Annotated in this window: 15 protein-coding genes; 11 read left to right on the top strand and 4 right to left on the bottom strand. The window is 73.5% G+C overall.

Annotation, left to right across the window (positions count from 1 at the left end):
- Nucleotides 1–23 precede the first annotated feature (23 nt).
- The gene (locus tag Ae331Ps2_RS13605) at nucleotides 24–1718 is read right to left on the bottom strand and encodes an AMP-binding protein (protein WP_075308516.1); all 1695 of its coding nucleotides are present in this window, start codon (nucleotides 1716–1718) and stop codon (nucleotides 24–26) included.
- Between the two features lie 303 nt (nucleotides 1719–2021).
- Here Ae331Ps2_RS13605 and Ae331Ps2_RS13600 point away from each other — a divergent pair, with 303 nt between their 5' ends.
- Nucleotides 2022–2864 carry a LuxR C-terminal-related transcriptional regulator gene (locus Ae331Ps2_RS13600; protein ID WP_158071442.1) on the top strand — a complete coding sequence of 281 codons (843 nt, stop codon included), beginning with the start codon at nucleotides 2022–2024 and terminating at the stop codon, nucleotides 2862–2864.
- Nucleotides 2865–2929: 65 nt separating this feature from the next.
- Nucleotides 2930–3175 carry a hypothetical protein gene (locus Ae331Ps2_RS13595; protein WP_075308518.1) on the top strand — a complete coding sequence of 82 codons (246 nt, stop codon included), beginning with the start codon at nucleotides 2930–2932 and terminating at the stop codon, nucleotides 3173–3175.
- Nucleotides 3176–3215: 40 nt separating this feature from the next.
- Here Ae331Ps2_RS13595 and Ae331Ps2_RS32010 read toward each other — a convergent pair whose 3' ends face one another.
- Nucleotides 3216–3392, bottom strand: coding sequence for a hypothetical protein (locus Ae331Ps2_RS32010; RefSeq protein ID WP_158071441.1), 177 nt, complete (start codon nucleotides 3390–3392; stop codon nucleotides 3216–3218).
- Here Ae331Ps2_RS32010 and Ae331Ps2_RS13585 point away from each other — a divergent pair.
- The gene (locus tag Ae331Ps2_RS13585) at nucleotides 3391–4194 is read left to right on the top strand and encodes an alpha/beta fold hydrolase (protein WP_075308520.1); all 804 of its coding nucleotides are present in this window, start codon (nucleotides 3391–3393) and stop codon (nucleotides 4192–4194) included. The genes Ae331Ps2_RS32010 and Ae331Ps2_RS13585 overlap by 2 nt on opposite strands.
- Before the next feature lie 53 nt (nucleotides 4195–4247).
- Here Ae331Ps2_RS13585 and Ae331Ps2_RS13580 read toward each other — a convergent pair whose 3' ends face one another.
- A complete protein-coding gene (locus Ae331Ps2_RS13580; protein ID WP_020622168.1) occupies nucleotides 4248–5075 on the bottom strand; it encodes a MerR family transcriptional regulator in 828 nt (275 codons plus the stop codon).
- Between the two features lie 184 nt (nucleotides 5076–5259).
- On the opposite strand from Ae331Ps2_RS13580, the gene Ae331Ps2_RS13575 reads away from it, so the two are divergent.
- The 6 genes from Ae331Ps2_RS13575 to Ae331Ps2_RS13550 all read left to right on the top strand — a co-directional run bounded on the left by Ae331Ps2_RS13575 (nucleotide 5260) and on the right by Ae331Ps2_RS13550 (nucleotide 11358).
- A complete protein-coding gene (locus tag Ae331Ps2_RS13575; protein WP_020622167.1) occupies nucleotides 5260–5553 on the top strand; it encodes a nuclear transport factor 2 family protein in 294 nt (97 codons plus the stop codon).
- On the top strand, nucleotides 5550–6389 hold the full coding sequence (locus Ae331Ps2_RS13570; protein ID WP_075308521.1) for an SDR family NAD(P)-dependent oxidoreductase: 840 nt from the start codon (nucleotides 5550–5552) through the stop codon (nucleotides 6387–6389). The genes Ae331Ps2_RS13575 and Ae331Ps2_RS13570 overlap by 4 nt, the downstream gene beginning before the upstream one ends.
- A 108-nt stretch (nucleotides 6390–6497) precedes the next feature.
- On the top strand, nucleotides 6498–8375 hold the full coding sequence (locus Ae331Ps2_RS13565; protein WP_075329736.1) for a helix-turn-helix domain-containing protein: 1878 nt from the start codon (nucleotides 6498–6500) through the stop codon (nucleotides 8373–8375).
- Between the two features lie 149 nt (nucleotides 8376–8524).
- On the top strand, nucleotides 8525–9571 hold the full coding sequence (locus Ae331Ps2_RS13560) for an alcohol dehydrogenase catalytic domain-containing protein (RefSeq protein WP_020622756.1): 1047 nt from the start codon (nucleotides 8525–8527) through the stop codon (nucleotides 9569–9571).
- 120 nt (nucleotides 9572–9691) lie between these two features.
- Nucleotides 9692–10345, top strand: a complete 654-nt coding sequence (locus tag Ae331Ps2_RS13555; protein ID WP_075312432.1) for a HEAT repeat domain-containing protein — start codon at nucleotides 9692–9694, stop codon at nucleotides 10343–10345.
- Nucleotides 10339–11358, top strand: a complete 1020-nt coding sequence (locus Ae331Ps2_RS13550; RefSeq protein WP_075308523.1) for a MerR family transcriptional regulator — start codon at nucleotides 10339–10341, stop codon at nucleotides 11356–11358. The genes Ae331Ps2_RS13555 and Ae331Ps2_RS13550 overlap by 7 nt, the downstream gene beginning before the upstream one ends.
- Nucleotides 11359–11364: 6 nt before the next feature.
- Here Ae331Ps2_RS13550 and Ae331Ps2_RS13545 read toward each other — a convergent pair whose 3' ends face one another.
- Entirely contained in the window at nucleotides 11365–12609 is a 1245-nt protein-coding gene (locus Ae331Ps2_RS13545) for an FAD-dependent monooxygenase (RefSeq protein WP_075308524.1), read from the bottom strand.
- Between the two features lie 91 nt (nucleotides 12610–12700).
- Between Ae331Ps2_RS13545 and Ae331Ps2_RS13540 the strand changes: the two genes are divergently transcribed.
- Together Ae331Ps2_RS13540 and Ae331Ps2_RS13535 are read left to right on the top strand one after the other, a co-directional pair.
- Nucleotides 12701–13306, top strand: a complete 606-nt coding sequence (locus Ae331Ps2_RS13540) for a TetR/AcrR family transcriptional regulator (RefSeq protein WP_158071440.1) — start codon at nucleotides 12701–12703, stop codon at nucleotides 13304–13306.
- A gap of 84 nt (nucleotides 13307–13390) precedes the next feature.
- Nucleotides 13391–14266, top strand: a complete 876-nt coding sequence (locus tag Ae331Ps2_RS13535) for a CHASE3 domain-containing protein (RefSeq protein ID WP_139318832.1) — start codon at nucleotides 13391–13393, stop codon at nucleotides 14264–14266.
- Nucleotides 14267–14268: the final 2 nt, after the last annotated feature.

Below are 14268 nucleotides of genomic sequence, written 5' to 3'. Positions count from 1 at the left end.
CCGGAGGACTCCTGGACGACCGGTCAGGCCCTCAGCTCCGGGAGGTCCTCGTAACGCCACTCCCCGCCCGCAGCCGCCCCCGCCTCGTCGCGCTCGCGGGCCCGCAGCTCCACGCGGCGGATCTTGCCGGAGATCGTCTTCGGCAGCTCGAAGAACTCGATGCGCCGCACCCGCAGGTAGGGCGCGAGGTGGTCCCGGGCGTGGGCGAAGATCGACACCGCGGTCTCCCGGGTCGGCTCGTGGCCGGGGGCGAGCGCGATGTAGGCCTTCGGCACGGCGAGCCGCACCGGGTCGGGCTGCGGCACCACGGCCGCCTCCAGCACCGCCGGGTGCTCGACGAGCACGCTCTCCAGCTCGAACGGCGAGATCTTGTAGTCGCTGGCCTTGAACACGTCGTCGGTGCGGCCGACGTAGAACAGGTAGCCGTCGGAGTCGCGGGTCGCGGTGTCGCCGGTGTGGTAGAAGCCGCCTGCCATGGCGTCGGCGGTCTTCTCCGGCATGTCCAGGTACCCGACCATCAGGCTGGTGGGGCGCCGGGCGAGGTCGATGCAGATCTCGCCCTCGGTGTCGGAGACCTCCCCGGTGAGCTCGTCGACCAGCACCACCGGGACGCCGGGCAACGGGCGGCCCATCGACCCTGGCTTCACGACCGAGCCGGGCGTGTTGCCCACCGACGCCGTCGTCTCGGTCTGGCCGAACCCGTCGCGCAGGGTCAGTCCCCACTGCGCCCGGACCTGCTCGATGATCTCCGGGTTGAGCGGCTCGCCCGCCGCGATGACCTCGCGCAGCGAGCCGGGCCCGCCGGACAGGTCGGCCTTGATCAGCATCCGCCACACCGTCGGCGGCGCGCAGAACGTGGTGACGCCCTTGTCCCGGATCTGGCCGAGCAGCGACGCCGCGTCGAAGCGGCTGTAGTTGTAGAGGAAGATCGTCGCCCCGGCGATCCACGGCGCGAAGAAGCAGCTCCACGCGTGCTTGGCCCAGCCCGGCGAGCTGATGTTGAGGTGCACGTCGCCAGGGGTGATGCCCAGCCAGTACATCGTGGACAGATGTCCGACCGGGTACGACGCCTGGGTGTGCTCGACCAGCTTCGGCCGGCTGGTGGTGCCGGAGGTGAAGTACAGCAGCAGCCGGTCGTCGGCGGTGGTGCCCGGGTGCTCGACGGGTGCGTCGTCCACGTCGCGGGAGTCGGCGAGGTCCAGCCAGCCCTCGGCGGTGCCGCCGACCGAGATCGCGGTGCGCCCGTCGAGGAGTCCCTCGAACTTGCCCGTGCAGGACGCGTCGGCGATCACGAACCGGGCGCGGCCGCGCTCCAGCCGGTCCGGCAGGTCGACGGCGCCGAGCGCGGTGGTCGTCGGCATGATCACCGCGCCGAGCTTCATCACCGCGAGCATCGACTCCCACAGCTCGACGCGGTTGCCCAGCATGACCAGCACGCTGTCCCCGCGCCCGACCCCGTGCGATGCCAGCCAGCGGGCCACCTGATTGGAGCGGCGGCGCAGCTCGTCGAAGGTCCAGGCGCCCTCCGCGCCGTCCTCCTCCACGATGCGCAGCGCGGTCCGCGTCTCGCCGTCGGCGATGACGTCGAACCAGTCGTGCGCCCACTGGAAGGCGCCGTCGAACTGCGGCCAGGTGAAGTCGGCGACGGCCTTCTCGTGCTCGCCGTGCAGCGCGACGAGCCGGTCGCGGGCGTCGCGGTAGATGTCGTGGTTGCCCATGGGGCGGACGTCCTCGGGGTCGGTGGGGCGGTCGGACCGCCGTCGGGGCGGTCACCGGGCGGGCGGAGAACGCCACCGCGAACGTCGTGACGGAAGGGCATGCGGGCTCCTCGTCGGGCGCGGCCTGGCGGACGGACCGAGACTCGCCGCGCCGGCCCACCGCCCGCTACCAACCGAAGTCAGTGTTCGGATCCGGTTGACGGACCCGGCGATCTCTGGGAGAACCCCACCAGTCGTGACTCGTTGCACACGACGAGGCCGCCCGGGCCGGCGAGGACGCCGACGGGACAGGGAGGAGCACTCGTGCTGGACGACGACGCGGTCGCCCGTGCGCTGGACCGGGTCATGCCCCGCCGGCTCCACGAGCTCAGCTCGACGACCGGTCTGCCGGTCGTCTTCGGTGGGACGACCCGGACGGTGCGCGACGGCCTGCAGCTCACGATCAACCAGCTGATCGGCACCTTCGGCGACTCGCTGCGGCTGCTCAGCGTCCTGTCCGGGCGCGGCCTCGGCGGCGCCGCGATGGCCCGCCGCATCCCGTGCCGGGTGAGCGACTACGCCTCGACCCCGGGGATCACCCACGACTACGATCACGTCGTCGTCGAGAACGAGCGGCTCGCGTCGATCCTGGCCTATCCGATCATCGTCCACGGCTCGGTCCGTGGCGTGGTGTACGGGGCGATGCGCGAGCACCGGCCGATCGGCGACGTCGCGGTCCGCAACGCGGGCATCGTGGCCGCCACCATCGCCCGGGACGCCACGGCCTTGCTCGACCAGCACTCTCCGCCCACCGTCGCGGTCGTCGCGGACGCCGAGAGCCGGGCCGGTGCGCTGCTGGAGCTCGCCGCGCTGATCGAGAGCACCGACGACCCGGAGCTGCGCACACGGCTGAGCCGGATCCACGACGGCCTCGCCGGGGCGCGCCCGGCGCCGGGCCGGACGGGCGGAGAGGCTCCCGCCCTCTCACCGCGGGAGATCGAGGCACTGCAGCACGTCGCGGTGGGCGCGACCAACGCCGAGATCGCGGCGCAGCTGGGGATCACCGTGGGGACGGTCAAGGCCTACCTGCACAGCGCCATGCGCAAGCTCGACGCCCAGAACCGGGCGCGGGCGGTCATCGCGGCCCGCTCGGCAGGGCTGATCTGACCGTCCGGCGCTTCGGCGTGAACCTGCCCCGGCCCCGGTACGAACCCAGGGCAGGGGGTGAGCCGATGTACCTGTCCACCGAGCAGGCACGGGCGCTGGAGCTGCTCGACGGCCGGGACGCCCGGGTCGACCAGCTGCGGGCCCCGGTGGCCCGGCAGCTGCACGACCGCGGGCTGATCGACGCCGACGGTGCGGTCACGGCGGCCGGTGCCGCCGTCGTCGAAGTGATCTATGCACAGCGGTTCGCCGACGGCGTCGCCGAGATGAAGGCGCGCATCCGGCACCACCGGCTCGGCCGCCCCGGGGGCTGAGGGCCCGTCGCGCACCTCGCCTGCAGTCGCGGGCGCGGCGTCATCCGGCCCCGTCGGCGACCGCGCGCCACAGCCCGTCCCCGATGCGCTGCATCGTGGCGCCGTAGGCCTCGGGGAGGTCGACGTCGAGCCGGTCGGCGAGCACGAAGAGCCACCACAGGCACTCGGCGAGCTCGTGCCGCAGGGCCGGCCACTCGCTGCGTAGCATCCCCGTCATGCCGTCCTGGCCCACCTACGACGCCGAGGTGAACGGCGTGACGATCTCCTACCTCCGGACCGGTCAGGACAAGCCTCCCGCCCTGCTGCTCCACGGCCTGGTGGGCAGTGGAGCAGGCTGGACGCCGGTGGCTCGCGTGCTCGAGGCGGAGCTGGACGTGATCATGCCCGACGCGCGCGGACACGGGCGCTCGAGTGCTCCGGACTCCGGCTACCGCTACCCGGATCTCGCCGCTGACGTGGGCGGCTTGATCCAGGAGCTGGGCCTTCGTCGCCCGGTGCTCGTCGGTCACTCGATGGGCGGCATGACGGCAGCGCTGGCCGCGACCCGGATCGGTCACCTGGTGCGCGGGCTCGTCCTCGTGGATCCCACCTTCCTGAGCAGCGAGTGGCAACAGCAGGTGTACGAGAGCGACGTCGCAGAGCAGCACCGCCACGCCCTGCACCAGGGGAGGTCGGCGCTCCTGGACGACGCGCTCGCGCGGCACGCACATCGCTCACCGGAGCTCGTCGAGCTGCAGGTGGACGCGCGACTGAGCACGAGCCCGGCCGCGTTCGACGTCCTGACGCCGCCCAACCCGCCGTACCGTGAGCTGGTCAGCGCGCTCGACGTGCCGACGCTGCTCGTCATCGGCGACAAGCCCGTGGTCACCCTCGGCGTGGCCACCGAGCTGTGCGAGCTCAACCCGCTCCTGCGGGTCCACCAGGTCGACGACGCCGGGCACGGTCTCCCGTTCGACCAGCCGGAGCGGCTCGCGCAGGCCGTCCTGACCTTCGTGCGGGACCTGCCGAGCACCGGCTGACCCCGGTGGTTCACGGCGGCGGGTACGAGTGGACGACGCTCAGCGGTCTCCGCTCATTCCGATGATGCGGTGGTGCCGAAGATCGGCCAGCAGATCTCGGTGGCGGTGAATCGGGCCGGATCCGTGGGAGTGCCGCCGACGTAGTGTTCGCGGATGGGTCCCTGGCTGCTGATCAGATGCTCGTTGACATAGATCCCCAGGGCCGCGTAGCTGCGGTCGATGCCGTCGTGCCCGCCGGGATGGGTGAGCACCGCGAACTCGGTCCTGGGGAGGACCTCGGCCTGGACCGCTTCGGGCGGATCGATGGACGGTGGCGCGGGGACGAACATGGTGGCGCGGCCCTGCTGTTCGAGGAACAGTGCTCTCTCGTAGAGGCCGCCCGGCACCATCGCGTCAGGCGCGCCCGGTGCCGTGGCGACGGCCTGGTGCAGTGTCCGCAGCGACGCTGTGAACCAGTCGTCGATCTCGGAGACGTCGATGACGGCGCTGATGGCCCACACGGGAAGCGCCGGCTCGTGGCGCAACGTGACGTCGGTGGGAGGTCTCGCCGGGGTGAGCAGTTCACGCAGGGCCCCCACGGTGTCACGGGTCTGGGCGAGCGCAGCCTCCATCTGTTCGAGATGGGTGGTGATGATCTCGGTGCGGGCCCCGGCGTCGTCGGTGCTCAGGAGCGCCTTGATGTCCGGAATGGACATGCCCAGGGAGCGGAACCGGCGGATGATGTGGGCGTGGTCGACCTGGCCGGTGTCGTAGAAGCGGTAGCCGGTGTCGGGGTCGATGTGGGCCGGTTCGAGGATCCCGATGTCGTGGTAGTGGCGTAGCGCCTTGCGGCTCAGGCCGCTCATCAGCGCGAAGTCACCGATCGAGACCTGGGCTCCCATGGCGTCCTCCTCTGCGTGGCGTCACCTGCGTCGAGCGGGACAACCCTGGGCCCTCCCCCTGGGGGAAGGTCAACGTCGCGGCATTCCCGCGATCACGGGTTGACCTTCCCCTCACGGGAAGCTCCATCGTGGCGCCATGTCCACAGCAGAATGGGAAACACTCCCCGAGACCGTGAGAACGTTCATGGGCGCACTCGACTCCCGGGAGTTCGATCGGGCGCTCGCCACCTTCACCCCCGACGCCGTGGTGACCGATGACGGCCACGACCACGCGGGCACCGACGAGATCAGGGCCTGGCTGGCGACCGCGGTCACCGAGTACACCTACACCGCCGAGTTCACCGGTGCGTCCACGACCGCCACGGGCGTCGACGTCGGACAGCACCTGGAGGGCGACTTCCCGGGCGGGGTCGTCGACCTGAACTACCGCTTCACCCTCGACGGTGCGGCGATCCGTCGGCTGGTGATCGAGCCGTGACCCGGCGATGGTTCATCACCGGTGGCACACCCGGCAACTTCGGGATGGCCTTCGCCGAGGCCGCGCTCGACACCGGTGACCGCGTGGTGCTGACCTCCCGCCGCCCCACGGAGTTGGCGACCTGGGCGGAGCGGTACGGCAACCGCGTTCTCGTCGTGCCGCTGGAGCTCACCGACGCGGCACAGGTGCAGCGCGCCGTTCGCACGGCCGAGGAGCACCTCGGCGGTATCGACGTGCTGGTCAACAACGCCGGCCGCGGCTGGTACGGATCCATCGAGGCGATGGACGAGTCCGCGATGCGGGCGATGTTCGAGCTGAACTTCTTCGCCGTGCTCTCCGTGACGCGTGCCGTGCTGCCGGGGATGCGTGCCCGCGGCGACGGGTGGATCGTCAACGTGTCCTCGGTGGCCGGACTCGTCTCGGCGCCCGGATTCGGCTACTACAGCGCGACGAAGTTCGCCGTCGAAGCCGTCACCGACGCGCTGCGCGACGAGGTCGCCGCCCAGGGCGTCTCCGTACTGACCGTCGAACCGGGAGCGTTCCGCACCAACGCCTACACCGGGTTCGCCGACGAAGCCGTCGAGGAGGCTATCCCGGTCTACCACGAGATGTTGGAGCAGGTCCGGGCCGTCTTCGTCGGGATGGACGGCGTGCAGCCCGGCGACCCGCACCGCGGCGCCCGTGCGGTGATCACGGCGATGTCGCAGGATCCGCCGCCCCGCCGGCTGGTCCTGGGCAACAGCGGATACGACGCCGTGGTCGAGACTCTGGAGAAGGATCTGGCCGAGATCCGGAGGAACGAAGACCTGTCGCGCAGCGCCGATTTCCCTGTGTAGCCGGGCTGCCCCACGAGGTCGTACTGCCGGGGTCGGTGAGCGTGGCCGACGGACGCCGGCTGCCGGCGGTCCTCGCGGAGCGTGGCGCCGGCTGGCTACGCTCGATCCGTGGATACCGGCGCCGGGGTCGAGGCCGCCGCCCGGCGGGCGCGGCACACCCGGCACGTCGGTGCCGCGGGCTCCCACGTCCGCCCGGTCGTCGCGGAGTCCTGGCAGCGGGCGCTCGACCTGGGCGTCGACCTGGCCCGGTCCGCGACCTACGTCGGGCACGAGCCGGGGCACGCCGCCGTCGCCGAGGCCGACGAGGTCTTCGACCGCTTCCTCGCCGGCGCCGACGACCTGGGCTGCTCGGTGCTGCTCGTCGACGGCGACGGGGTGGTCCGCGTCCGCCGCGACGCCTGCCCGGACCTCGCCACGCTGCTCGACGCCGTCCTGGTCGCGCCGGGCTTCCGGATCGCCGAGCAGGACGTGGCGACGACGGCGTCCGCGCTGGTGCGGGCCACCGGTCGCGCCGCCCGGGTGGACGGTCCCGAGCACCTGCACCCCGACCTCGCCTGCCTGGCCGAGGCCGCCGCACCGGTGCCGTCGGACAGCGACGCGGACCCGCAGACGGTGGTGGTCGTGGCGCACCTGTCGGCGCCGGGCGGCGGCTCGGCGCTGCGCGCGGCCGTCGCCGCGGAGCTGGCCCGCCAGATCGGCGAGCACGTCCGGGACCGCGCGCACCGGGCCGGGCGGCTGCTGCACGCCCGCTTCGACGACGTCTGCGAACGGTCCGGGGCGGAGTGGGTCGTCGCGACCGACGGCCGGGCGACCCTGTGCAGTCCCGGGTTCCGGGCCCTGCCCCGCGAGGACCGGGACCACCTCCTCGACCGGGCGCTCGCCGACGCCGCCCTCGCCGAGCCGCCGCCCGCCGGGTCCACCGCCGACCTGCCGTCGGGCCGCCGCGACGACGTCGCCACCTCCGTCGTCCGGGACGGCGGCGCCGTCGTGGGCCACGTCAGCGCCGGGCGGCGCTGCGTCGGCGTACCGGCCGGTTCCCGGACGACGGACGCGATGCGTCGCCAGGGGTCACACGTCGCGCCGACCGCGCGCCGGGACTTCGCGGCCGACTTCCGGGACGCGCACGCCGACGGCGCCGCCGCCGAGGTGCGGCGACGCGCGAACCGGGAGCTCCTCAGCCCCTACCTGCGCGCCCGCCGCGACGTCGCGACCGCCGTCGCCGCCCGGACCAGGCACCTGCTCCTCGTCGGCGAGCCGGGCGTCGGGAAGCAGACCCTCGCCGTCGAACAGTTCCGCCGCAGCCACCCGACCGGGACGGTGCAGATGCTCGACTGCGCGCGGATCGCGGAGTCCGGTGGCCCCCTCCTGCCGACGGTCCGCGGCACCGACGAGGACCGGCCACGGCTGCTCGTCCTGCGCCGGCTCGCGATGCTCGGGTCGGTCGCCGCGCGGCGCCTCGACGAGTCGCTGCGGCTCCTGGTGTCCACGCCCGCGGCACCGACCGTCGTCGGCTGCATCGACACGCCATCGGTCGACGCCACCCGGCCCTACGGGCTGCTGCTGCGGCACTTCCACGACACGGTCCGGGTGCCCGCACTGCGCTACCGGGCCGACGAGCTCGGGGAGCTCGCGCGGTCGGTGCTGCACTCACTGTCCGGCGGCCGGTCGCTGAGCCTGAGCATGCAGGTGGTGCGGGTCCTGGAGGGCTACGCCTGGCCGGGGAACCTGCGCGAGCTGGAGGACGTCCTGCGCTACGTCATCGCCCGCAAGCCGGTCGGCGTCGTGCAGGCACCGGACCTGCCGTCGTCGTGCTTCACCGGCGGCGCACCGCGGATGTCGATGCTGGAGGCGGCGCAGTGCGACGTGATCATCCAGGCCCTCTACGAGGCGCGCGGCAACCGCTACCAGGCCGCCGAGCTGCTGGGGATCGCCCGGTCCTCGCTCTACCGCAAGATCGACGCGTTCGGGATCAGCTACATCGGCTGAGGTGTCCCGGGCGCGGGACACACGGCCGTCGCCGGGGCTCGTGCCGCCCGCGGAGTCGTCCCAGAACGGGACAGTCACATGCGCACTCCCGCATTAGCGTCGGGTCCGCCGACGCCCTCGGCACCCCCTGCGACCAACGGAGTGAGCAGATGAAGGCACTCGTCTACCACGGACCGGACGCCAAGTCCTGGGAGGAGGTCCCGGACCCGACGATCCAGGACCCCACCGACGTGATCGTCAAGGTCGACACCACCACGATCTGCGGCACCGACCTGCACATCCTGCAGGGCGACGTCCCGGCCGTCACCGACGGCCGCATCCTCGGCCACGAGGCCGTCGGCACGATCACCGCCGTCGGAGACGCCGTGTCCGGCTTCGCCGTCGGCGACCGCGTCCTCGTCCCGGCGATCACCAAGTGCGGCCGCTGCGACTACTGCCAGCGCGGCATGCCGTCGCACTGCCAGACCGTCGGCGGGATCGGCTGGATCTTCGGCCACCTCATCGACGGTACCCAGGCCGAGTACGTACGGGTCCCCTACGCCGACACCTCGCTCTACGCGGTGCCGGAGTCGGTCACCGACGAGCAGGCGATCTTCCTCGCCGACTCGCTGCCGACCGGCTACGAGGTCGGTGTGCTCGCCGGGAACGTGCGGCCGGGCGACACCGTCGCGGTCGTCGGCGCGGGTGCGGTCGGGCTCTCGGCGATCCTCACGACCGGCCTGTGGGGCGCGTCGAAGGTCATCGCGATCGACTCCAACAAGTTCCGGTTGGAGAAGGCCATCGAGTTCGGCGCCACCGACAGCGTCGAGGTGGGGCCGGGCACCGTCGCGGACGTGACCGCGCTGACCGACGGACTCGGCGTGGACGTCGCGATCGAGGCCGTCGGCTACCCGGAGACGCTGCTGACCGCGGCGTCGCTGGTGCGCCCGGGCGGCACGATCGCCAACGTGGGTGTCCACGGCACCCCGGTGGAGCTGCCGATGCAGGACATGTGGATCTCCAACGTCACGCTCACGATGGGCCTGGTCGACACCGTGTCCATCCCGACGCTGCTCAAGATGGTCGCGGGCGGGCGGATCCCGGCGGAGAAGATGGGCACCCACTCGTTCACCTTCGACCAGATGGACGAGGCCTACGACGTGTTCAAGAACGCCGCGGCCAACCAGGCGCTCAAGGTGGTCATCACCCCGGCCTGACGTCGCTCCCGGGGCCCCGCCCGCGCCGGGGCCCCGCGCGGTGGTCGTCGTCGCCACCCCTTGCGCCCACGGAGCGACGGACTTGACCCTGACACCGTGACAGGCACTGGGGTGGTGGTCATGACACCACCGGAGATCACCGCGTCCCTGTCCGCCGCCGACCCGTCGGTCCGGCTGCGGGCCGCGCTCGCCGCCGGGTCGGCCCCCGACCCCGCCCTGCTCGACACCCTGGTGCGCCGCTGCGGGGAGGAGCCGGACTTCTTCGTCCGGGACATGCTGTCCTGGGCGCTGACCCGGCTCCCGGCCGCGGACGTGCTGCCCCGGCTCGATGCCGAGCTCGGCTCGTCGTCGTCGCAGGCCAGGGCCCAGGCGCTGCACACCCTGTCCAAGATCGCCGACCCGGCGACCGCGGACCGGGTCACGCCCGCCCTGCTGCACGACCCCGACGACGAGGTGGCCCGCACCGCGTGGCGCACCGCCGTCGTGCTCGTTCCCGAGGCCGGTCGCGCCGGGCTCGCCGAGGAGCTCGGCCGGCAGCTGGGCCGCGGCGACCGGGCGGTGCGGCTGAGCCTGTCCCGGGCGCTGGCCGACCTCGGCGCGGCGGCCGACACCGTCCTCGACCGGGCCGCGGCAGGGCCCGACCCGGACGTCGCCACGCACGCCAGGGCGACGATGGTGCTGCGCGAGGACCCGACCACCGGGTTCGACGACGCCGTGGCACAGGCGCGCCGGGTGGTCGCGCTCGGCCCGGGGCACGAGGCGGCCGCGTGCTGATCGGTGAGGTCGCGCGCCGCAGCGGGGTGAGCGTGCGGATGCTGCGCCACTACGACGCCGTCGGTCTGCTCCGGCCGACCGGGCGGACCGTCGGCGGCTACCGCGAGTACTCCCCCGACGACGTCCGCAGGCTCTTCCACGTGGAGGGCCTGCGGACGCTCGGGCTGTCCCTGGCCCAGGTCGCCGACGCCCTGCGCGACCCGGGGTTCGACCCGTCCGGGCTGGTCGCGGACCTGGTCCGGGCCACCGAACAACGCCTGGAAGGGGAACGGGAGCTGCTCGCGCGGCTGCGCGCCGTCGACGCCGCCGGGGCGGGGACCTGGACCGAGGTCGTCGACGTCGGCGGGCTGCTGCGGGCACTCGGGTCGCCGGCCGCGGGGCGCCGACAGCAGGCCGCGCTGGCCACGGCCGACGGCCCGGCGCTGCCCGCGGAGCTGCTGGCCCGCTCGTTCCTCGCCGAGTCCGACCCGCACGTCGCGGGGGCGCTGCGGTGGGCGCTGCGCTCGGCGCTGGATCGGGCGGGCGACCCGGACGCCGCGGCCGCGGCCGCGCTCGCGGCCGGTCTGGGCTCGGACGACCCGGCCGTCCGGCGACGCGCGGTCGACGCGCTCGCCGACGCCGCACCGGTCCCGTCGGCGACCGCGGCGCTGCTCGACGCGCTGGCCGACCCGGACCCCCGGGTCCGCCGCCGCGCCGCGGTGGCCGCAGGACGGGCCGGGGCCGTGGCCGCCGTCCCGGAGCTGGTCACGATGGTGCGGGCGGGGGACGACGACGTCGAGGCCGCGGAGGTCCTCGCGGAGCTGTCGCGCACGGACCCGGCGAGCGCAGGCCGGATCCTCGGCGCCCTCACCGGCGACCTGGACGGGACCGACCCCGCGACCCGCATCCGGGTCGCGCAGGCACTGGTCGAGCTGCCCGGACCGGGCCCGCGGGACGCGCTGCGCCGGCTCGCCGCCGACCCCGACCGGGCCGTCTCACTCGTCGCGGGGGCGTTCGCGGACCGCCGGGTCTGAGACCCCTCACCCCGCCTGGCGGGACCGCTCGGCGTGGGACGGCTCGGGACCGGCGCCGTCGCCGTGGCCACGACCACCGGCGAGGAACCGCACGACGCGCAGGAAGGCGGGCGCCTGCACGACGCGCATCACCACGGCGTTGGCCCGGATGCCCCACCGGGTCTTCGGCGCCACCATGCGGACCCGTCCGGGAAGGAGCTTCTGCGCCGCGGCCGCGCGGGGGCGCATCACCTGCTCGAAGCTCGAGAAGGCCGCCCGGATCCGCTCCGCGGTCGGCTCCGCCGACACCCCGTGCCGTCGCAGCGCCTCCGCGAGCTCCGCGGCTCCCCGCAGTCCCAGCGCGGTACCGAGTCCGCTCAGCGGGCTCGCGCACCAGGCGGCGTCGCCCACGAGCACGACCCGCCCGTCGGACCACCCTCGGTCGATGTGGATCTGGTCGTAGGTGTCGAGTGCGAGGTCAGGGGCGGTGCGCGCCGCGGCGAGGAACTCCGCGGCACGCCACCCGGCGCCGTGGAAGGCGTCGTCGAGCACGGCGAGGCGCGCGTCGTGCGCACGGGGGACGGTCGAGGCGGCGAACGTCATCCCGATCTCCTGCTGTCCCGGATGCCCGGGGCGCGCGGTCAGTCCGCGACGCCCCGGCTCGTTGTACGACAGCGCCCACCCGTCCAGCGGCGGTGTCCCGGGACCCTCCCGCAGGGTGAACCAGGCGTGGGCCAGGCCCAGCGGCTTCCGGTAGGCGGACTCCGGGCCGAACCGCAGGGAACGGGTGCGGGAGTGCGACCCGTCCGCCCCGACGACGACGTCGAACACCTCCACCGGCCCCGAGCGGAACCGGACCTCCACGCCCTCCGCCGTGTCGGTCAGCTGCTCGACGGTGTCGGCGAACCGGTACTCGACACCCGCGGCACCCGCCGCCCCGTGGAGCACCCGGGCGAGATCGGACCGGAGCAGCTCCTCGGACGAGATCAGCCCCCGGCCGCCGAAGGCCTCGACCGGCATCTCGGCCATCCGGCTGCCGTCGGCCCTGATCCACGCGATCCCCCGCTGCGGCACGAGGTGCGCCAGCACCTCGTCGATCAGCCCCAGATCGACCAGGACCTGACGGGAGTCACCGCGCAGGTCGACCGTCTGACCGCCGGTACGGAGCTCGGGCGCGACCTCGACCACGGTGACCCGCCATCCGTCCCTGGCCAGGGTGACCGCCAGTGCTTCGCCGGCGATCCCGGCCCCGACGACGAGTGCGTGTGCCATCAGCGTGCTCCTCACTCATGCAACTCGAATTGCGTTAACCGTAGGCCGACGGCGTCGACAAACGCAACTATCAATGCGTTAAGATGTGCGGGTGCCCGAGACCGCAGGATCGATACGCCCGGGTGGACGCACCGCGCGGACCCGGGAGGCCGTGCTCGCCGCCGTCCGGGAGACGCTCGGCGAACCGGGCGCGGAACTCACCATCCCCGCGGTCGCCCAGCGCGCCGGGGTGCACCCCACCACCGTCTATCGACGGTGGCGGACCATCGAGTCGCTGCTGCTGGAGGTCGTGGTCGGCGACGTGCGGACCTCGTCGCCGGTGCCGGCCAGCGGCGACCTGCGTGCCGACCTCACCGAGTACGTCGGCGGGCTCCTGACGAGCCTGAGCGGCCCGCACGCGCTCGGGATGCTCCGGGCGCTGCTCGCCGCCACCCGCGCGTCGACGGACCCGCACGACGTCATGGCGATCGTGCAGCCGCGGGTCGACGACTTCCGGGCGATGCTGGAGGCGGCCGGTGTCACGGGCGTGAGCGGGATGCAGCTCGTCGAGCTCGTGATCGCCCCCGCGTACCTGTGGGCCCAGCTCGGCGCGCCCCTCGACCCCGAGCACGACACCGCGCGGCTGGTCGACGCCGTCCTGGCGGTCGTCCTCGCCACCCCGGCCCCCGACGCCGTGGACCGCACCCCGGAGCCGTAGGCCGACGAACCTGGTTCGGGACGACGGTCCGGCCGCGACCGCTCGGACGGGCAGGCCGGGGTGGCCCCTCCGTACACTCCGTCGGTGGCCAGGAGCCTTCGCGACACCCTGAGCGCTCCGGCGCGACCCGCCCTGCGGTACTGGGACGGCCTGCCCATGCGGGTGCAGAGCCGCATCACCATCGGGCTGCCGCTGCTGGCCGTGCTGGTCTCGGCCGGGCTGGCCCTGACCGGGAACCTGCAGCGCGTCGACATCGAGACCGACATCCAGCGCAAGTTCGAGATGACCGGCACGCTCGGTGACCTCACCACGCTCATGGTCGACGCCGAGACCGGCGTCCGCGGCTACCAGCTCACCGGGCGCACCGAGTACCTGGAGCCCTTCACCGACGCGTCGGCGGAGCTCCCGACGGTCCTGGGGCATCTGGAGTCGCTGGCCGCGGCGGAGCCCGGCGAGAAGCCGCGCACGGACAAGCTGGCCCGGATCGCCGAACTGCGGGACCTGACGTCGAAGCAGATGACCGACCTGGCCCGCCAGCGTGACGTCGTCGCCGACGGCGGGAACACCGGCGGCGAGATCCGCGGGGACCTGGCCTACGGCAAGAACCTCATGGACGGCATCCGCAGCCGCGTCGACCAGATGCGGACCGGCGAGCGGCAGCTGCTCGACGACCGCATCGCCGAGATCAACCAGATCCGCGTCCGCGACTACCTGTCGGTCGGCATCGCGCTCGCGGTCGCCGTGCTGACCCGGTTCCTGGCCTGGTTCCTGCACCGCAACGGCATCCTGCGCCGGGTGGACCGGCTCGCCGACACCGTGCGGGTCCTGCGCGAGGGCGGCCCCGTGCCCGAGCCGCCGCCGGTGAAGCGGGACCGGATGGGCGACCTCGAACGCGAGGTCCACCTGCTCGAACCTGCGGTCCCGGCGCGCAGCGACGACTCGGTTGACGGACGGGTGTGACT

The organism is Pseudonocardia sp. Ae331_Ps2, from assembly GCF_001932405.1.
Taxonomy (GTDB): domain Bacteria; phylum Actinomycetota; class Actinomycetes; order Mycobacteriales; family Pseudonocardiaceae; genus Pseudonocardia.
The sequence above is the reverse complement of the archived record's forward strand: the minus strand, read 5'-3'. Positions and strand labels throughout refer to the sequence as shown.